The following is an 18,390-nucleotide window of genomic DNA, read 5'->3' on the forward strand; positions in this document are numbered from 1 at the left end:
GGCGCCCCTGGTGCGCCGTCTGGTGACCCTCGCGCTCGCGGCTTCGGCCGCGCTGGCGACGGCGGTCGGTCTCGCCCCGCAGGCCATGGCCGCGGTCGACCCGGTGCTCGCGTCCCCGTACCTGTACCAGTGGGGCGGGCAGACCAGCCCGACCGCGGCGATGTCCGCGACCGGCGTGAAAGCGTTTACCCTCGCGTTCGTCCTGTCGGACGGCACCTGCAACCCGAAGTGGGACGGCAGCCGCTCGCTGACCGGCTCCGACAAGACGATGATCCAGAACATCCGCAACGCGGGCGGGGACGTGATCCCCTCCTTCGGCGGCTGGTCCGGCACGAAGCTGGGCTCCAAGTGCACGTCGGCCTCGGCGCTGGCGGGCGCGTACCAGAAGGTGATCGACGCCTACGGCCTCAAGGCGATCGACCTCGACATCGAGAACACCGACGAGTTCCAGAACAACACGGTGCAGGACCGCATCCTCAACGCGGTCAAGCTGACCAAGCAGAAGAACCCGAACCTGAAGGTCGTCATCACGATCGGCACCACCACGACCGGCCCCGACTCGTGGGGCAAGCGCCTGATCAACCAGGCCAAGGCGATCGGCGCCGGCGTCGACGTCTGGTCGGTCATGCCGTTCGACTTCTCCAGCGGCGGCGACATGGCCGCCATGACGAAGTCCGCGGTCGACGGGCTGAAGAACCAGCTCAAGACCACGTTCGGCTGGAACGACGACACCGCCTACCGGCACAGCGGTCTCTCCTCGATGAACGGCAAGACCGACAACGCGGGCGAGACGGTCACCGTGGCGAACTTCAACTCCATCCGCGGCTACGCGACGAGCCACCACCTGGCCCGGTTCACGTTCTGGGCCACCAACCGCGACTGCAGCGGCGGCGGCGAGTGCAGCGGCATCACGCAGGACAAGTACGCGTTCACGAAGATCGTCGCCGGGTACGCCGGCTGACGCGAGACCCGTAGTGGGGCTGTCGGAGGCCCTCTCACCGGCATCGGGGCCGGTGAGGGGGCCTTCGCGGGGTCCCGGTCAGCGACACACCCGTTCCGGTCACCGGGATGACGTGAATGACTCATTCATGTCACCTGACGACAGGAATGAGTCATTCACGTCGCCGGGGAACCCACCGGATTCCGTCACACCGCCGAAATCTTCGTCGCCTACCGTCTTCGCATGGCGAGCACCGAGCACCCCTCCTACGGCGACAAGGTCGTCGCGGTCGAGCCCGGCGGGGTCGAACCCGTCGCCGACGCCGACCGGCACGGCACGCCCCGGCAGCTGGCCTGGACCTGGGCCTCCCCCAACCTCGAGTTCGCCACCGTCTTCGTCGGCGTCCTCGCCGTCACCGCCTTCGGGCTCTCCTTCACGCAGGCCGCGCTCGCCGCGGTCGTCGGGAACGGGCTCGGCGCCGTGGCCCACGGCGTCCTGAGCGCCCGCGGTCCGCGCTACGGCGTGCCGCAGATGGTGCTCGGGCGGGCCGCGTTCGGGCACCGCGGGAACCTGCTGCCCGCCGCGTTGATGTCGGTGATGGCCGGCGTCGGCTGGTTCGCCGTCAACAGCGTCAGCGGGGCGTTCGCGCTCGCCAGCCTGACCGGGCTCCCGACGCTCGCCTGCCTCGCGCTCGTCGTCGCGCTGCAGATCGTCATCGCCTTCTTCGGGCACAACCTCGTGCAGGCGTACGAAAAGTACGTCTTCGCCGTGCTGGCCGTCGTGTTCGCCGTCGCGAGCGTGGTCGTCTTCGGCAAGTCCGGCGCCACCACCAACTCCGGCAGCGTGGGCGGATTCCTCCTCGCCGTCGGGACGGCGTTCGGCTACACCGCCGGCTGGAACCCCTACGCCGCCGACTACACGCGCTACCTGCCGAAAACCGCGTCACCCCGGGCGATCGGCCTCTACGCCGGCGGCGGGCTGTTCCTGTCGACGACCGTCCTGATGCTCGCCGGCGCCGCCTCGACGACCATCGCCGGCCCGGCCGAGGACAACCCCACGACGGCGTTCACCGGGCACCTGCCCGGTTTCCTCGCCGCCGCGACACTGCTGGCGATCACGCTCGGCGCCGTCGCCGCGAACGTCCTCAACGTCTACTCGGGCGCGCTCGCGTTCCTCGCGCTCGGCGTCCGGCTGCCGCTGGCCTGGCGCCGCGCCGTCGTCGCGCTGGCGTTCGGCGCGGTCGGGTTCGTGCTGGCCTGGCTCGGGCTCGCCGACGCCGGGCACGCGTACGAGAACTTCCTGCTCGTGATCGCCTACTGGATCGGCCCGTGGCTCGGCGTCCTGCTGGCCGACCACCACCTGCGCCGCGGCACGGAGTTCGGCGACCTGCTCTTCGACCGGGGCCACCGCAACACCGCCGGGTTCACCGCGTTCCTCGTCGGGCTGGTGGTGTCCGTCGGGCTCTTCGCGAACCAGGCGCTCTACACCGCGCCGATCCCGAAAGCGGTGCCCGGCACCGGCGATCTGACGTTCGCCGCCGGGTTCCTGCTCGCCGCCGGCATATACCTCCTGCTGCGCCGTCAGCGCACCGGCGTGCCATCACGCCGGCAGCCGTAGGGGTAGCAGCGGCTCCAGTCCCATGTGGACGACGGCAGGGTGACCGTGGTCGTCGGCGACGGCGGCAGCTCCACCGTCACCGTGGGCGTGGGAGTCGGCGTCTTGCGCGCGTGCATCACCACCGGGGACGGCGTGGTCGTCTGCGTCGGCGCCGCGATGGCCGTCGACGTCGGGACGCCGGTCGCCGGCTGCAGCTGCGGGAACTGCGTGGTCCCCGGGACGGGCTCGGGCCGCGACGCCAGGACGACCACCAACCCGCCCAGCACCACCAGCACCGCCGACGCCAGCGCGAGCCGGCCCGCCGCACCGCGCGGCTCGTCGCCGGGATCGCGCCGGGCCGCCGTCTCGGCCGACCGCGAACCGGGCCGCCTCGCGCGCACCCCGGCCTGCCGCAGCAGTTCGTCGACCGAAACCCGGTCCCGCCGCCTGCGCGCCCTGCGCGTCATGCACGAACCTCCACCCCATCGCTGATCCGGGTGGATATTAGGAAGCCGCGCCGGAAATGTAAACGCGCTGATCGCAGCGGTCTCGTTACCGTTTCGAGACATCCGGATCGCGTCGGTGGCCGTAGTCGTCAACGAGAGGCGAACCGCCGCCGGAGACCGGCCACGCGCCGGGTCACCGGGGTGAACTCCGGCAGCTTGAGCAACGCCAGCAGTCCGAACGGGACAGCCATCCCCAGCAAGGTCTGGACCGGCAGTTTCACCCACGCGCCCGCGATCGGGCCGAGGGAACCGGGCACGGCGTAGCCGGCCAGCACGGCGGCCCCGACGCCGAGCGCGCTGACCGACAGCGTGATCAGCCCGACCCGCAGCGACCGCTTGCTGCGCAGGTGCCCGAGCCGGACCCACAGCCACACCTGGCCGAGCACGGCCCCGACGACGAACCCGGCGCCGTTGACGAGCATCACGCCGTAGACGACGTGCTCGCCGTCGAGCAGGCCGCGGCACAGCAGTAGCAACGGGATCTTGACCGCGGTCATCACGAGCATGATCAGCGTCGGCGTGCGGGCGTCCTTCATCGCGTAGAACACCCGCAGCTGCAACATGACCAGCGCGAACGGCAGCAGCCCGACGGCGGAGACGGCGAGGGTCTGGCCGAGCCGCTCGGCGTCCTCGAGCGTGCCGCGGCCCCAGGTGAAGATCGCGATGCCGACCGGCGTGCCGACGACGGCCAGCACGGCGGAGATCGGCACGAACAGCACCGTCGACATGCGGGAGGCGAGCGAGAGGTCGCCGACGAGCGAGACCGTGTCGCCGTCGGCGGCCGCGCGGCTCATCCGCGGCATCAACGCGGTCAGCAGCGAAACGCCGAGGATGCCGTACGGGAGCTGGAAGAGCAGGGACGCGTAGCTGTAGGCCGTGACGCCGCCGCTGTTGCCGTGCGTCAGCACGCGGGTGGTGACGACGAACCCGACGTGGCTGATCACGACGTAGCCGAGGATCCACGCGGCGAGCCCGCCGAACTCCCTGATCCGCGGGTCGAAGCCCCAGCGCCAGCGGAACCGGAACCCGGTGCGCAGCAACGCGGGGATCAGCACGACGGCCTGCACGACGATGCCGAGCGTGGTGCCGAGGCCGAGGACCAGCAGCTTCGGGTCGCTCATCCGGACCGGGTCGAGCGTCAGCTCCCCCGGCACGACGGCGAACACGACGAGCGTGCCGGTGACGACGACGTTGTTCAGCACCGGCGCCCAGGCCGGCGGGCCGAAGACGTTCTGGGCGTTGAGGATCGCCGAGAGCAGCGCGAAGAGGCCGTAGAACAGGATCTGCGGCAGCAGCAGGTACGCGAGCGCGGTGGTCAGGCCCGGGTTGGCCGTCGGAGACGATTTGTCGACGTAGAGCGTGGTGAACAGCGGCGCGATCGCCACCGCGACGGCCGTGCCGACGGTGAGCAGCACGAGCCCCATCGTGATCAGCCGCTGCGTGTAGGCGCGGCCGCCGTCCGGGTCGTCCTGCGAGCGGACCAGCAGCGGCACGACGACGCTGGCGAGCACGCCGCCGAAGAGCAGCTCGAAGACGATGTTGGGCAGAGTGTTCGCGACGGTGAAGGAGTCGTTGACGACCCGGGTGCCGACGACGGCGGCGAGCAGCAGCTTCGCGACGAACCCGGTGATCCGGCTGACCGTCGAGGCCACGGCCATCCGGCCGCTCGAGCGGGCGAGCGACGACCCGGCGCCCTCGCCACGCCCGGCGGAGACGGGCGAAGCGGGCGGCCGCGCGACGATCTGGGTGGCGAACTCGTCGTAGGGCCGCCGGGAGACGTCGGGGTCTCGGGTCGGCCAGTGGGCGCCGCGCAGCTCGCTGGGGAGGAAGACCGTCGCCTCGTCGTCGACCGGTGGTGGTGGTTCCGCCATGGCCCAAGCCTGCCAGGTCGGGCGGCTTTCGTGACCCCGCGCACCGGACTGGTATTCCTATACCGGGAACGTGCTACCGTTCCGGTATAATTATACCGACCCTTTGTGACGCGAGGTTTTCGTGATCGAACTGAAGTCGCCTGCGGAAGTCGACCGCATGCACGTGACCGGCCGCTTCGTCGCCGAGATCCTCACCGAGGTCGGCCGGCTCGCCGACGTGGGCGTCAACCTGCTGGACCTCGAGCACCACGCGCGCGGGATGATCAAGCGGCGCGGCGCGGAGTCGTGCTACTGGGACTACGCGCCGTCCTTCGGCAAGGGCCCGTTCCGCAACGTCATCTGCCTGTCGGTCAACGACGCCGTCCTCCACGGCCTGCCGCACGACTACGTGCTGCGCGACGGCGACGTGCTCACCGCCGACCTCGCGGTCAGCATCGACGGCTGGGCGGCCGACTCGGCGCGCACGGTCATCGTCGGCACCCCCGCCGAGGAGGACCTGCGGATCGTCCGCGCCACCGAGGAAGCCTTGGAGGCGGCGATCGACGCGGCCCGCCCGGGCAACCGGCTGGGCGACATCTCCGCGGCGATCGGGGCGGTGGCCGCCGAGTACGGCTACCCGGTCAACACCGAGTTCGGCGGGCACGGCATCGGCCGCACCATGCACGAGGACCTGCACGTTCCCAACAAGGGCACGGCCGGCCGCGGGATGAAGCTGCGGCCCGGCCTGACGCTCGCTCTGGAACCCTGGTTCGCCCACACGACCGACCGGATCGTCTACGACCCCGACGGCTGGACCATCCGGTCGGCCGACGGCTCCCGCACGGCCCACTCCGAGCACACGGTCGCCGTCACCGAAGGCGAGGCCCGGGTGCTCACCCGACGGGAAGGCGAATCGAACACCTGAGCGAACGACGACGATGCGTAACGCACGTGCGGAAGCTCAGGCGGCGACGGTGATCTCCAGCGCGGCGCGCCCGGCCTCGGTCAGTTCGGCCGGGACGCGCCCGGCGGCGGCTTCGACGGCGGGACGCAGGTAGCCGCCGCGGGCGAGCGCGTGGGCCGTCATCTGATCGCAGCACGCGAATCCGTCGATGAAGAGGTCGGGCTCGCAGCTGCACGACATCTGCGCACGTCCCGCGGCCACCGCCTTCAGCATCGCCATCGCGCGGTGGGTGAGCTCGACTCCTGAACCGGACACCGGACTGCCTTCCTCTGCGGTCTTGCTACGTATAGTCATTCGCCCGTTGGGCCGATTGTGTTACTTACGACACTATGACGGTTCGGAGCAGATCGGGGTTCCGATGGGTGTCGGTTGGTGGGGTGAACGGTCGAGCGTCGCGGTGAACGGTCGGTGGAGTCCCTGCGGGAGGTCTCGGCGGGTCGCCGCTGCGGGGTCCGTCCTGCGGGGTCCCTGCTGCGGGGTCCCTGTGGGAAAAGCTGCCCTCGCCGGGCGGGCAGGCTCTGGGATGGCCCTGGGTTTTGCTGTCGTCTCTCCTTGGCTGGTGGGTTGCTGGGTGGTCATCCCGTCGCCTGGACGAGGCCTATCACTTTGAGCCAGGCCCGCAAGCTCTTGCTGTTCTCTCGCCTTCTCGAGTGGGTTGCGGGCCTGGCTCAAAGTGATTTACCGGCCTCAGGCGACGCGATGACCACCCAGCTCTTTTCTCCGGGTCTCGAGCCGACTCCGCTCGCCTCTAGCGGCGGGCTTCCAGCTTCAGGTCTCCGCGCATCACCGCCCGGATGTGGTCTCCGGCCAGCAGGTCGTGTGGGTAGCCGAGGTCGATCCTGCTGGCCTCGTCCAGCCGGGTCAGCTGGGCGTTGGTGAACTCGACCTCCAGTGCCCCCAGGTTCCCCTCCAGTTGCTCCGGCGTTCGCGCCCCGACGATCGATGCCGTCACACCGGGGTTCTGCAAGGTCCAGGCCAACCCGACCTGCGCGGGCGTGTGCCCCAGCTCCCCTGCGACCTCCGTGACGACGTCCGCGATGGCGAGGTTCCGTTCGGTGACCATGCCCAGCCCGGCGTTGAAACTCTCCCGACCACCCGCGGGAGAAGTAGCGCGGTACTTGCCCGTCAGCAGCCCGCCCGCCAGTGGCGAATACGGCGTCACCCCCAGCCCCATCGTGCGCGCCATCGGGATCAGGTCGCGTTCCGCCGCGCGGTTGATCAGGTTGTACTCGACCTGCAGCGCGATCAGCGGGGCCCAGCCGCGCAGGTCGGCGATCGCCTGCATGCGCGAAACCTCCCACGCCGGGGCGTTCGAGATCGCCACGTACAGCACCTTGCCCCGGCGGACCAGGTCGTCCAGACCACGCAGGATCTCCTCGACCGGTGTCGTGAAGTCCCACACGTGCAGGAACAGCAGGTCGACGTAGTCCGTGGCCAGCCGCCGCAGGCTGGCGTCCACCGATGCGACCAGGCTCTTGCGGTGGGCGCCCGTGGAATTCGGGTCGCCGGGGCGGCGCAGCGTCGTGTACTTCGTGGCCAGGACCAGGCTCTCGCGGTGGTCGCGGGTGAATTCGCCCAGCTGACGCTCGGCGCTGCCGTCGGTGTAGGTGTTCGCGGTGTCGATGAAGTTGCCGCCGCGCTCGACGTACGTGTCGAACAGCTTGCGCGCTTCCGCCTTCTCCGCGCCCCAGCCCCATTCGGTGCCGAACGTCGCCGTGCCCAGCGCCAGCGGGGAAACCCGCAGCCCCGAGCGGCCCAGCAGCCGGTAGGTGTCCAGTGTCAATGCCATGGCCGTGAGTCTCCGCTCGCGACCCGGCGGCGGTAAGGGAAAGGACTTCCTGGGAACACGAGTCCCACCCCGGCTGTTGCAGCGATCATGACGACCCCCACCGCGGAGCTCGCCGCGTTCCTGCGGACCCGGCGGGAACGCCTGAACCCGCGGGACTTCGGCCTGCCGCCGCGCCGGCGGACGCCGGGACTGCGCCGCGAAGACGTCGCCGCGCTGGCCGGGATCAGCGTCGACTACGTCGTCCGGCTGGAACAGGCCCGCGGGTTGCGGCCTTCGGCGGACGTCGTGGAGGCCCTGGCCGGGGCGTTGCGGCTGGCCCCCGACGAACGCGCCTACCTCTTCGACCTGACCCGGCAGCGGCCACGCGACGACGGCGAGCTCGCCACCACCGCGACGCCGCCGCTGGCCGGGCTCGTCACGGACCTGTCCCCGCTGCCGGCCATGCTCCTCAACCACCGCTACGACGTCCTGGCGTGGAACCCCGAAATGGCGCGGCTGCTGGTGGACTTCGGCACGCTGCCGCCGGCGCGGCGCAACGCGATGTGGCTGTGCCTGGCGCACCCGCGGGTGCGCGAGTTCTACGTCGACCGGGAAACCGTGGTGCGGGAAGGGATCGCCCACCTGCGCGCCGCGTGGGCCGCGCACCCGGACGACCGGGCGCTGACCGGCCTCATCCGGGAACTGACCACCGGGAACGCGGAGTTCGCGCGGCTGTGGGCCGGCCAGGACGTCAAGGTCAACGGCCGCGGGCGCAAGGTCGTGCGGCACCCCGAGGCCGGCGTCCTCACCCTGCAGTTCGAGACGCTCCGGCCGGTCCAGGACCCGGACCAGCTGCTGGTGATCCACCGCGCCGCCGACGAAGAGAGCCAGGCGGCGCTGGACCGGCTCACCCGAGCCGCAGCTCCAGCGTCCGCGCCCACTCCCTGACGATCTGCTTGCGGCGGCGCGCGTCGTCCGTGAGCAGGTTCGCCAAACCCAGCCCGCGGCCCAGGTCGAGGGTGGCCTGGACCAGTTCGCGCACCCCCGGCTGGGACTCGTCGACGCCGAGGAGCTCCACGGCCACCCGGTGCGCCTCGCGCCCGACCCTGGCCTCCAGCGGCACCAGCACGTCCCGCAGGGCCTCGTCGGTCGCCGCGACCGCCCACAGCTGCAGGGCCGCGCGGAACAACGGCCCGGTGTAGAGGTTCAGCACCATCTCGACGACGCGCTCGGTGCGCGACGGCCCGCTCGGCAGGTCCGCGGCCTGCGCGCGCAGCTCGTCGATCTGCGCCTGGCCGAGCAGGTCGACCGCCGCCACGACGAGGTCCTCCCGCGTCGGGAAGTGGTGCTGGGCCGCGCCGCGCGAGACGCCGGCGCGCTCGGCGATGCCGGCGACCGTGACGCCGTGCCAGCCGCGCTCGCCGAACCCGTCGAGCGCGGCCTCGATCAGCCGCCGCCGCGTGGTGCGGCTGCGTTCCTGCTGGGGTTCGCGGACGCCGGTCAAGCCGGTTCGACCCAGAAGTCGAGCTGCAGGTCTTCCTCCGCGGTGTCGCCGACGCGGTACTTCGCGAAGTCGGTGACGCCTTCGGCCCGCAGCACCTCGTCGTCGAGGAAGAAGTTCCCGGTGACCTCCCGGCTCGGCTTGGTCAGGATCGCGTACGCGGCGTCGGCCATGATCTCCGGTGTGCGGCTGCGCGACGCCAGCTCCGCCCCGACGACGTTGCGGATCGCCGCGGTGTCGATCGTGGTGCGCGGCCACAGCGAGTTCGCCGCGATGCCGTCCTTCTTCAGCTCCGCGGCGAGTCCGACGGTCACCAGGCTCATCGAGTACTTCGCGATGCTGTACGCGAGGTGCCCGGCGGTGAACCACTTCTCGTCGAGGCTGATCGGCGGCGACAGCGTCAGGATGTGCCCGTTCGCGGCGTTCTTCAGGTGCGGGATGGCCAGTTTGGACAGCAGGAACGTGCCGCGCGCGTTGATGTCCTGCATGAGGTCGTAGCGCTTCATGCTGACCTGGCCGGTCGGCGTCAGGTCGATCGCGCTGGCGTTGTTCACGACGATGTCGATGCCGCCGAACTGCTCGGCCGTCTTCGCCACCGCGGCGGCGACACCGTCGTCGTCGCGGACGTCGCCGAGGATCGGCAGCGCGTGCCCGCCCGCCTTCTCGATCGCCTCGGCCGCCGTGTAGATCGTGCCGGGCAGCTTCGGGTGCGGCTCGGCCGTCTTCGCCAGCAGGGCGACGTTGGCGCCGTCTTTCGCGGCCCGGAGCGCGATCGCCTCACCGATACCGCGGCTCCCACCGGACATGATGATGGTCTTGCCCGTCAATCCAGCCATGTAAAACCTCCGTGAGGCGACGCATCTTTCTCGGGGAAAGTGACGCTTCGGGGTCAGTAGTCAGTAGGACTTGGGGAGGCCGAGGCTGTGCTGACCGACGAAGTTGAGCACCATTTCGCGGCTGACCGGCGCGATCCGGCCCAGCCGCACCGCCGTGACCAGCGTGCCGAGGCCGTACTCGGTGGCGAGGCCGTTGCCGCCGTGGGTCTGCACAGCCTGGTCGGTCGCGCGGATCGCCACCTCGGCGGCGGCGTACTTGGCCATGTTGGCCGACTCGCCCGCGCCGAAGTCGTCGCCGGAGTCGTAGAGCGACGCGGCCTTCTGCGTCATCAGCTTGGCGAGTTCCAGCTCGATCTTGATCTCGGCCAACGGGTGCGCGAGACCCTGGTGGGTGCCGATCGGAGCACCCCACACCTGCCGCTCGTTCGCGTAGCCGACGGCCTTCGACAGCGCGTACCGGGCGATGCCGAGGGAGAACGACGCGCCCATGATGCGTTCGGGGTTGAGGCCCGCGAACAGCTGCGCGATGGCCGCGTCCTCCTCGCCGACCAGCGCTTCGGCCGGGAGCTTGACGTCGTCGAGGAACAGCGAGAACTGGTTCTCCGGCGCGATGATGTCCATCGGGATCTTCGTGTACTCGAAGCCCTCGGTGCCGGTGGGCAGGATGAACAGCGCGGGCTTGAGCCGGCCGGTCTTCGAGTCCTCCATGCGGCCGACGACGAGCACCGCGTCGGCCTCGTCGACGCCCGAGATGTAGACCTTGCGTCCACTGAGGACCCAGCCGTCGCCGTCCCGCTTGGCCGTGGTGGTGATCTTGTGCGAGTTCGACCCGGCGTCCGGCTCGGTGATCGCGAAGACCATCCGCTTGCTGCCGTCGGCGATGCCCGGCAGCCACTGCTTCTTCTGCTCTTCGGTGCCGAAGCGGGAGATGACTGTGCCGCAGATCGCCGGCGAGACGACCATGAGCAGCAACGGCGAACCCGCAGCGGCGAGTTCTTCGAGCACCGCGGCGAGGTCGGCGATGCCCGCGCCCCCGCCGCCGTACTCCTCGGGGATGTTGACGCCGAGGTAGCCGAGGCGCCCGGCCTCGTCCCAGAGCTCGTGCGTCTTCTCGTCCGCGCGGGCCTTGCGGGCGTAGTACTCGTGCCCGTACTTGGCGCCCAGCTCGGCGACGGCCTTGCGGAGCGCGATCCGCTCCTCCGGCTCGATGAAGTTCATGGCGTTCATTCCGCTTCTCCCACCACCGCGAGGATCGTGCCCACTTCGACCTGCTGTCCCACCGTCACCGGCAGCTCCGCCACCACGCCGTCGGCGGGCGCGGCGATCCGGTGTTCCATCTTCATCGCTTCGAGCCACAGCAACGGGTCGCCGGCCTTGACCGGGTCACCGGCCTGGACGGCGAGCCGCACGACCGTGCCGGGCATCGGCGCGACCAGCGACCCGGCGGCGAGGGCCGCGTCCGGGTCGGCGAACCGCGGCTCGGCGTTCAGCGCCACCGAGCCGAGCGCGGAGTCCACGTAGGACACGCCGTCGTGGCGGGCGACGTCGAAGGTGCGCCGCACCCCCGCGACATCCAGCACGACCCGGCCGGGCTCGTTGGACACCAGCTCCACGTCGAAGCCCTCGGCCTCGAGCCCGTTCCGGGTCAGCGAGTAGACGACCTCGTACTCGCGGTCGGCCACCGTGAAGACCTTGCGCTGCCCGGCCGAGCGGACGTTGCGCCAGCCGCTGGGCAGCCTGCTCTGCGTGGTGGCCGACGCCCGGTTGCCCGCCGCGTCCGCCAGCGCCGCCGCGAGGGCCGACAGGCGCTCGGTGTCCACTGTGGCCAGTGGCGCGGCGAGGGTGTCGAGGCCGTGACGGTCGAAGAACGCCGTATCGGTCTCCCCCGCCAGGAAGGCTTCGTGGCGCAGGATGTTCACCAGCAGGTCGCGGTTGGTGACGACGCCGTGGATCTTCGTCGCGGCGAGTGCCTTGGCGAGCCGCCGGGCGGCTTCGGCGCGGGTAGGCGCCCAGGTGATCACCTTGGCCAGCATCGGGTCGTAGTGGACGCCCACCACCGAACCCGTCTCGAAGCCGGAGTCGAGCCGGAGGCCGGGTCCGTGTTCGAACGAACGGTCCACTTCGGGCACTTCGAACGTGTGCAGGGTGCCGCTCTGGGGTTGCCAGCCCGCGGCCGGGTCTTCGGCGTAGAGCCGGACCTCGATGGAGTGGCCGACGGTCGGCGGCGGGTCGGCGGGCAGCCGCTCGCCCTCGGCGATCCGCAGCTGCAGCGCGACCAGATCCAGGCCGGTGACGTTCTCGGTGACCGGGTGCTCGACCTGCAGCCGGGTGTTCATCTCGAGGAAGTAGAACCGGCCGTCGGGCCCGGCGAGGAACTCGACCGTGCCCGCGCCGACGTAGTCGATCGCCTTGGCGGCCTTGCGCGCGGCGTCGAACAGCTCCTCGCGCATGGCGGCGTCGACGAACGGCGACGGCGCTTCCTCGACGACTTTCTGGTGGCGACGCTGGATGGAGCATTCCCGCTCCCCCACCGCCCACACCGTGCCGTGGGTGTCGGCGAGCACCTGGACCTCGATGTGGCGACCGGTCTCCAGGTACCGCTCGCAGAAGACGGTCGGGTCGCCGAAGGCGGACCCGGCCTCGGCACTGGCGCCTTCCACCGCCTCGGCCAGCTCGTCGAGCGAGCGGACCACGCGCATCCCGCGGCCACCGCCGCCGGCGGAGGCCTTGACCAGCAACGGCAGGTCGTCGGACGTCACCGACGCCGGGTCCAGTTCGGACAGTACCGGGACCCCGGCCGCGGCCATCAGCCGCTTGGACTCCACCTTGGAGCCCATGGTCTCGATGGCCTCCGGCGGCGGCCCGACCCACGTCAGCCCCGCGTCGAGCACGGCGCGGGCGAACGTGGCGTTCTCGGACAGGAAGCCGTAGCCGGGGTGGACGGCGTCGGCGCCGGTGTCGGCCGCGGCCTTGACCAGCAGCTCGGCCCGCAAGTACGTCTCGGACGGCGCGTTGCCGGGCAGCCGGACGGCCGCGTCGGCCTCGAGGGTGTGCGGCGCGGCGGCGTCAGCGTCGGAGAACACCGCCACCGTGCCGATGCCGGCGTCGCGGCAGCTGCGGAAGACGCGGCGGGCGATCTCGCCGCGGTTGGCGACCAGCAGGTTCTGGATCATCGCTCGCTCACATCCGGAAGACGCCGAAGCCCTCGGCGCCCTTCACTGGTCCATTGTGGATCGCGGACAGGCTCAGGCCCAGCACGGTGCGGGTGTCGCGCGGGTCGATGATGCCGTCGTCGTAGAGCATGCCGGAGAGGAACATCGGCATCGACTCGGCTTCGATCTGGCCTTCCACCATGGCGCGCATGGCCTTGTCGTGCTCCTCGTTGTACTCCTGACCCCGGCTTTCGGCCGCCGCGCGGGCCACGATGGACAGCACGCCGGCCAGCTGCGCCGGGCCCATCACCGCGGACTTCGCGCTCGGCCACGCGAACAGGAAGCGGGGGTCGTAGGCCCGGCCGCACATGCCGTAGTGGCCGGCGCCGTAGGACGCTCCCATGAGGACGGACAGGTGCGGCACCTTCGAGTTCGACACCGCGTTGATCATCATCGCGCCGTGCTTGATGATGCCGCTCTGCTCGTACTCCTTGCCGACCATGTAGCCGGTCGTGTTGTGCAGGAACACCAGCGGCGTGTCGATCTGGTTGGCCAGCTGGATGAACTGCGCGGCCTTCTGCGACTCCTCGCCGAACAGCACGCCTTGGGCGTTGGCGAGGACACCGACCGGGTAGCCGTGGATGCTCGCCCAGCCGGTCACCAGCGAAGAGCCGTAGAGCGGCTTGAACTCGTCGAAGTCGGAGCCGTCGACGACGCGGGCGATGACCTCGCGCGGGTCGAACGGCACCTTGAGGTCGGTCGGGACGATGCCGAGCAGGTCCTCGGCGTCGTACAGCGGCTCTTCGTAGTCCGGCTTCGGCGTCGGCCCCTGCTTGGTCCAGTTGAGCCGTTTGATGATGTTGCGGCCCAGTCGGATCGCGTCCTGCTCGTCGACGGCCAGGTAGTCGGCCAGGCCGGACGTCCGCGCGTGCATCTCGGCACCGCCGAGCGACTCGTCGTCCGACTCTTCGCCGGTCGCCATCTTGACCAGCGGTGGCCCGCCGAGGAACACCTTCGCGCGTTCCTTGACCATCACGACGTAGTCCGACATGCCCGGCAGGTACGCCCCGCCGGCGGTGGAGTTGCCGAAGACCAGCGCGACCGTGGGACAGCCCGCGGCCGAGGCGCGCGTGATGTCGCGGAAGATCCGCCCGCCCGGGATGAAGATCTCCTTCTGCGTCGGCAGGTCCGCGCCACCGGACTCGACGAGGTTGATCGACGGCAGCCGGTTCTGCGCGGCGATGTCCGCCGCTCGGAAGGACTTCTTCGTGGTCCAAGGGTTGCTCGCCCCGCCCTTGACCGTCGGGTCGCTGGCCGAAATCAGGCACTCGACGCCTTCGACGACGCCGATGCCGGTCACCAGGCTCGCGCCGACGCGGTAGTCGGTGCCCCAGGCGGCCAGCGGCGACAGCTCCAGGAACGGCGAGTCCTGGTCGAGCAGCAGCTCGATCCGTTCGCGGGCCAGGAGCTTCCCGCGCTTGCGGTGGCGTTCGACGTACTTCTCGCCGCCGCCGGCCACGGCCTTGGCCTGCTCGGCATCGATTTCGGCGAGCTTCTCCAGCATCGCCTCGCGGTTCGCGCCGAACTCGGCGGCCCGCGTGTCCACTGTGGACCTCAAGGTAGTCACGAGGTGTATCCCAATCGCTTCGCGGCCAGGCCGGTGAGGATCTCGGTGGTGCCGCCGCCGATGCCGAGGATCCGGACGTCGCGGTAGTGCCGTTCCACTTCGGATTCGCGCATGTAGCCGAGCCCGCCGTGCAGCTGGACGGCCTCGTTGACCACCCACTCGGCGGCTTCGACGGCGGTGTTCTTCGCGAAACAGGCTTCGGCGATGACGTCTTCGCCCGAGACGTGCCGGATCGCGGCCTGCCGGGTGTAGGTCCGGGCCACGTCCACGCGACGCGCCATCTCGGTGAGCTTGTGCTGCACGACCTGCCGCGAGATGAGCGGCCGGCCGAACGTCTCGCGCAGCCGGCACCAGTCCAGCGTCAGGTCGAGGGCCCGCTGGGCGTGCGCGTACGCCTGCACGGCCAGGGAAAGCCGTTCGGTGACGAACTGGGTGGCCACCTGCGCGAAGCCGCTGTTCTCGGCGCCGACGAGGTTCTCCACCGGCACCCGTACGTCCACGTAGGACAGTTCGGCGGTGTCGGAGCAGAGCCAGCCCATCTTCTCCAGCTTGCGCGACACGGTGAACCCGGGCGTCCCGCGCTCGACGACGATCAGCGAAAGCCCATGGGCGCCGTCGCCGCCGGTGCGCACGACCGTCGTGACGAAGTCCGCGCGGCAGCCGGAGGTGATGTAGGTCTTGGCGCCGTTGATGACGTATTCGTCGCCCTCGCGGACGGCGGTGGTCCGGACGCCGGCGACGTCGGACCCACCATCGGGTTCGGTGACGGCCAGCGAGCCGATCTTGTCGCCCGCCAACGTCGGGCGGACCCAGCGTTCGATTTGGACGGGGTCACCGGCCTCGGCGATGTGCGGGACGGCGATGCCGCAGGTGAACAGCGACGCGAAGAGCCCGCCGGACCCGCCCGCGTAGTGCATCTCCTCGGCCACGACCAGCGCGTCGAGGTAGTTGCCGTCTCCCCCGCCGATCTCCTCGGGGAAGGCCACGCCGAGCAGGCCGAGGTCACCGGCCTTGCGGTGCAGGTTGCGCGGCAGCTCGCCCTCGCGCTCCCAGTCGTCGAGGTGCGGCAGGACCTCCTGCTCGACGAACCGGCGCACGGTCTTGCGCAGCTCGGCGCGCTCGGGCGTCCGGAAGGGGTCGGTCACAGCAGCACCTCCGGGACGTCGATCTCGCGGGAGCGCAGCCACTCGCCGAAGGCCTTCGCCTGCGGGTCGAACCGCGCCTGCGACGCGACGCCCTCCCCGAGGATGCCTTCGACGACGAAGTTCATCGCCCACAGGTTGGGCAGCAGGTACCGCGTCACCGGCAGGTCGGCGGTTTCGGGAAGCAGGAGCTTGAACTCGGCCACGGTCAGCCGGTGCACCAGCCACCGCCAGGCCTCTTCCGAGCGCACCCAGACGCCGAGGTTGGCGTTGCCGCCCTTGTCCCCGCTGCGGGCCCCGGCGATGGTGCCCAGGGGCGCGCGGCGCACCGGCCCGTGGTCCAGGGGTTCGGGCAGCGCGGGCTCGTCCACATCGGACAGGTCCTGAGTGGACGTCGAAGGCGCTATGTCGACACGCATGCCGTCCGGCAGCACGGCCACGTGCGGGACTCGCGAAGCGTCCACATAGGCCGCGGTGTAGACGCCGTACGGCGAGGCGTCCGACGGCGGCGCGGTGACGTGGAAGCCGGGGTAGCTGGCCAAGGCCAGTTCGACGGCGGCGCCGGTGAAGGCGCGCCCGGCGACCTTCGGGTCGGCGTCCTTGACGGCGACGTGCAGCAGCGCGCTGGCCGTCTGCTCGGTGTCGGCGTCGGCGTGGTCGGTCCGGGCGAGGGTCCACCGGACGTCGGCGGGCGGCCGGTCCTTCAAGGACGCTTCGAGTTGTTCCTTCACCAGCGCGGCCTTCGCCTCGATGTCGAGTCCGGTGAGGACGAACGTCGTCTCGTTGCGGAACCCGCCGAGGGTGTTCAGCGCGACTTTGAGGGTCGGCGGCGGCGCTTCCCCGCGGACACCGGAGATGCGGACGCGGTCGGGCCCGTCTTCGGTCAGCGACAGCGTGTCGATCCGCGTCGTGACGTCGGGTCCGGCGTAGCGCGCGCCGGTGATCTCGTACAGCAGCTGCGCCCGGACCGTGCCCGTGTTCACCACTCCCCCGGTGCCGGGGTGCTTGGTGATGACGCTGGAGCCGTCGGCCTCGATCTCGGCGATCGGGAAACCCGGTACGCCCAGGGAGTGCTCGGTGAAGAAGGCGTAGTTGCCGCCGGTCGCCTGGGCACCGCATTCGATGACGTGCCCGGCCGCGACCGCGCCGGCGAGGGCGTCGAAGTCGTCGCGGGCCCAGCCGTAGTGCGCGGCGGCCGGGCCGACGATCACCGAGGCGTCGGTGACCCGGCCGGTGACGACGACGTCGGCACCCGCGTTCAGGCATTCGACGATGCCCCACGCACCGAGATAAGCGTTGGCGGTCAACGGTTTCCCGAGGTCCAGCTCGTCCGCGCGGGCGACCAGGTCGTCGCCTTCGACGTGCGCGATCTTGACGTCCAGTCCCAGCTTGGCCGCCAGTTCGCGCAGCGCGTCGGCGAGTCCGGCGGGGTTGAGCCCACCCGCGTTGGCGACGATCTTGACACCCTTTTCCTGAGCCAGGCCGAGGTTTTCCTCCATCTGGCGCAGGAACGTCTTGGCGTAGCCGCGGTTGGCGTCCTTCATCCGGTCGCGGCCGAGGATGAGCATGGTCAGCTCGGCGAGGTAGTCGCCGGTCAGGACGTCGAGGGGGCCGCCGGTGAGCATCTCGCGGACCGCGGAGAACCGGTCGCCGTAGAAGCCGGACGCGTTGCCGATGCGGTAGGTCATGCGAACTGCCCCGGCTTCCGGCCTTCGCCAGGAGGCCCGGCAAAGGCCTGCGCGATGGTCAGCCACTCTTCGACGTCGGCGCCGTGCGCGACGAGGTCGGTGTCGGCCGGGTGCCGCCGCTGCGTGACGACCAGGCAGAAGTCCAGCGCGCCGCCGGTCAGCTTCTGCTCGGCGTCCTCCGGGCCGAACGCCCAGGTGGAGCCGTCCGGCGCGGCCAGTTCGACGCGGAACTCCTCCGCCGGCGGCGCGAGCGAGTTGGTCAGGTAGGCGAAGTCGCGGGTACGCGTGCCGAAGCGGGCGATATGCCACAGCCGCGCGGTCGGCTCGCGGGTCAGGCCGAGGGCGTCGAAGACGTCCTGGCCGTGCGCCCAGGTCTCCATCATCCGCGCGGTCGCCATCGAGGCGGCGCTCATCGGCGGGCCGTACCAGGGCAGTTTCCGCCCGTCCGGCACCGCGGCGAGCGCTTCGGCCAGCGCGGCACGCCCGGAACGCCAGTCATCGAGGATTTCGTGCGGCGGCCGCTCGGCCCCGGCCGCGGCGCCGTCGTCGACGTAGGTCGCTCCGGCCTTGAGCAGTTCCTCGACCTCGGCCTGCCAGTCCTCCGGGTGGGCCGCGGCGATCAGGGCCTTCCGGTCGGTCCAGGCCAGGTGGGCGATCTGGTGCGCGATCGTCCACCCCTCGGCGGGGGTGGCCCGCGCCCAGTCCGACGCGGGCAGGTCCGCCACCACGTCGTCGATCGTCCGTGTCTCCGCGTCGAGATCCCCGAGGATCACGCCGAGATCCGCCATCGCCCGCCTCCTTGCGTCCTGGCGCCCAGCGT

General features: G+C 70.8%; 16 protein-coding genes. 4 read left to right on the plus strand and 12 right to left on the minus strand.

Going from position 1 to position 18,390, the window contains the following annotated elements; translation table 11 throughout:
- Positions 1 to 10 precede the first annotated feature (10 nt).
- Entirely contained in the window at positions 11 to 961 is a 951-nt protein-coding gene (locus ABFJ78_RS20280; RefSeq protein ID WP_436387936.1) for a chitinase, read from the plus strand.
- A 222-nt stretch (positions 962 to 1,183) separates the two neighbouring features.
- On the plus strand, positions 1,184 to 2,557 hold the full coding sequence (locus tag ABFJ78_RS20285; protein ID WP_436387937.1) for a purine-cytosine permease family protein: 1,374 nt from the start codon (positions 1,184 to 1,186) through the stop codon (positions 2,555 to 2,557).
- Here the strand turns inward: ABFJ78_RS20285 and ABFJ78_RS20290 are convergent.
- Both ABFJ78_RS20290 and murJ read right to left on the minus strand, forming a co-directional pair.
- Positions 2,521 to 3,003, minus strand: a complete 483-nt coding sequence (locus ABFJ78_RS20290) for a hypothetical protein (protein WP_436387938.1) — start codon at positions 3,001 to 3,003, stop codon at positions 2,521 to 2,523. The two genes, ABFJ78_RS20285 and ABFJ78_RS20290, sit on opposite strands and share 37 nt — an antisense overlap.
- A 128-nt stretch (positions 3,004 to 3,131) precedes the next feature.
- On the minus strand, positions 3,132 to 4,913 hold the full coding sequence (murJ, locus tag ABFJ78_RS20295) for a murein biosynthesis integral membrane protein MurJ (protein ID WP_436387939.1): 1,782 nt from the start codon (positions 4,911 to 4,913) through the stop codon (positions 3,132 to 3,134).
- Between the two features lie 121 nt (positions 4,914 to 5,034).
- Between murJ and map the strand changes: the two genes are divergently transcribed.
- Positions 5,035 to 5,817: a type I methionyl aminopeptidase gene (gene map / locus ABFJ78_RS20300; protein ID WP_436387940.1), complete on the plus strand. Its 783-nt coding sequence runs from the start codon at positions 5,035 to 5,037 to the stop codon at positions 5,815 to 5,817.
- Positions 5,818 to 5,853: 36 nt separating this feature from the next.
- Here map and ABFJ78_RS20305 read toward each other — a convergent pair whose 3' ends face one another.
- Entirely contained in the window at positions 5,854 to 6,111 is a 258-nt protein-coding gene (locus ABFJ78_RS20305; RefSeq protein ID WP_436387941.1) for a hypothetical protein, read from the minus strand.
- A gap of 493 nt (positions 6,112 to 6,604) precedes the next feature.
- Positions 6,605 to 7,645: an aldo/keto reductase gene (locus ABFJ78_RS20310; RefSeq protein ID WP_436387942.1), complete on the minus strand. Its 1,041-nt coding sequence runs from the start codon at positions 7,643 to 7,645 to the stop codon at positions 6,605 to 6,607.
- A gap of 87 nt (positions 7,646 to 7,732) precedes the next feature.
- On the opposite strand from ABFJ78_RS20310, the gene ABFJ78_RS20315 reads away from it, so the two are divergent.
- Complete coding sequence (locus ABFJ78_RS20315) at positions 7,733 to 8,572, plus strand: helix-turn-helix transcriptional regulator (protein ID WP_436387943.1); 840 nt, start codon at positions 7,733 to 7,735, stop codon at positions 8,570 to 8,572.
- Here the strand turns inward: ABFJ78_RS20315 and ABFJ78_RS20320 are convergent.
- Genes ABFJ78_RS20320 through ABFJ78_RS20355 form a run of 8 tightly spaced genes read right to left on the minus strand, consistent with a single transcriptional unit; the run spans position 8,532 to position 18,358 of the window.
- Entirely contained in the window at positions 8,532 to 9,128 is a 597-nt protein-coding gene (locus ABFJ78_RS20320; protein WP_436387944.1) for a TetR/AcrR family transcriptional regulator, read from the minus strand. The two genes, ABFJ78_RS20315 and ABFJ78_RS20320, sit on opposite strands and share 41 nt — an antisense overlap.
- Positions 9,125 to 9,961 carry an SDR family oxidoreductase gene (locus ABFJ78_RS20325; protein ID WP_436387945.1) on the minus strand — a complete coding sequence of 279 codons (837 nt, stop codon included), beginning with the start codon at positions 9,959 to 9,961 and terminating at the stop codon, positions 9,125 to 9,127. Before ABFJ78_RS20325 ends, ABFJ78_RS20320 begins: the two co-directional genes overlap by 4 nt.
- A gap of 60 nt (positions 9,962 to 10,021) precedes the next feature.
- Positions 10,022 to 11,188 carry an acyl-CoA dehydrogenase family protein gene (locus ABFJ78_RS20330; RefSeq protein ID WP_436387946.1) on the minus strand — a complete coding sequence of 389 codons (1,167 nt, stop codon included), beginning with the start codon at positions 11,186 to 11,188 and terminating at the stop codon, positions 10,022 to 10,024.
- Positions 11,185 to 13,134, minus strand: a complete 1,950-nt coding sequence (locus ABFJ78_RS20335; protein WP_436387947.1) for an acetyl/propionyl/methylcrotonyl-CoA carboxylase subunit alpha — start codon at positions 13,132 to 13,134, stop codon at positions 11,185 to 11,187. Before ABFJ78_RS20335 ends, ABFJ78_RS20330 begins: the two co-directional genes overlap by 4 nt.
- Before the next feature lie 7 nt (positions 13,135 to 13,141).
- Positions 13,142 to 14,740 carry an acyl-CoA carboxylase subunit beta gene (locus ABFJ78_RS20340; protein ID WP_191984197.1) on the minus strand — a complete coding sequence of 533 codons (1,599 nt, stop codon included), beginning with the start codon at positions 14,738 to 14,740 and terminating at the stop codon, positions 13,142 to 13,144.
- Positions 14,737 to 15,885, minus strand: a complete 1,149-nt coding sequence (locus ABFJ78_RS20345; protein ID WP_436387948.1) for an acyl-CoA dehydrogenase family protein — start codon at positions 15,883 to 15,885, stop codon at positions 14,737 to 14,739. Before ABFJ78_RS20345 ends, ABFJ78_RS20340 begins: the two co-directional genes overlap by 4 nt.
- Positions 15,882 to 17,570, minus strand: a complete 1,689-nt coding sequence (locus tag ABFJ78_RS20350; RefSeq protein WP_436387949.1) for an acyclic terpene utilization AtuA family protein — start codon at positions 17,568 to 17,570, stop codon at positions 15,882 to 15,884. The genes ABFJ78_RS20345 and ABFJ78_RS20350 overlap by 4 nt, the downstream gene beginning before the upstream one ends.
- Positions 17,567 to 18,358 carry a TIGR03084 family metal-binding protein gene (locus tag ABFJ78_RS20355; protein WP_436387950.1) on the minus strand — a complete coding sequence of 264 codons (792 nt, stop codon included), beginning with the start codon at positions 18,356 to 18,358 and terminating at the stop codon, positions 17,567 to 17,569. Before ABFJ78_RS20355 ends, ABFJ78_RS20350 begins: the two co-directional genes overlap by 4 nt.
- Between the last annotated feature and the right edge of the window lie 32 nt (positions 18,359 to 18,390).

Origin of the sequence: Amycolatopsis sp. MEPSY49 (assembly GCF_051337345.1) — a bacterium.
Classification (GTDB): Bacteria; Actinomycetota; Actinomycetes; order Mycobacteriales; family Pseudonocardiaceae; genus Amycolatopsis.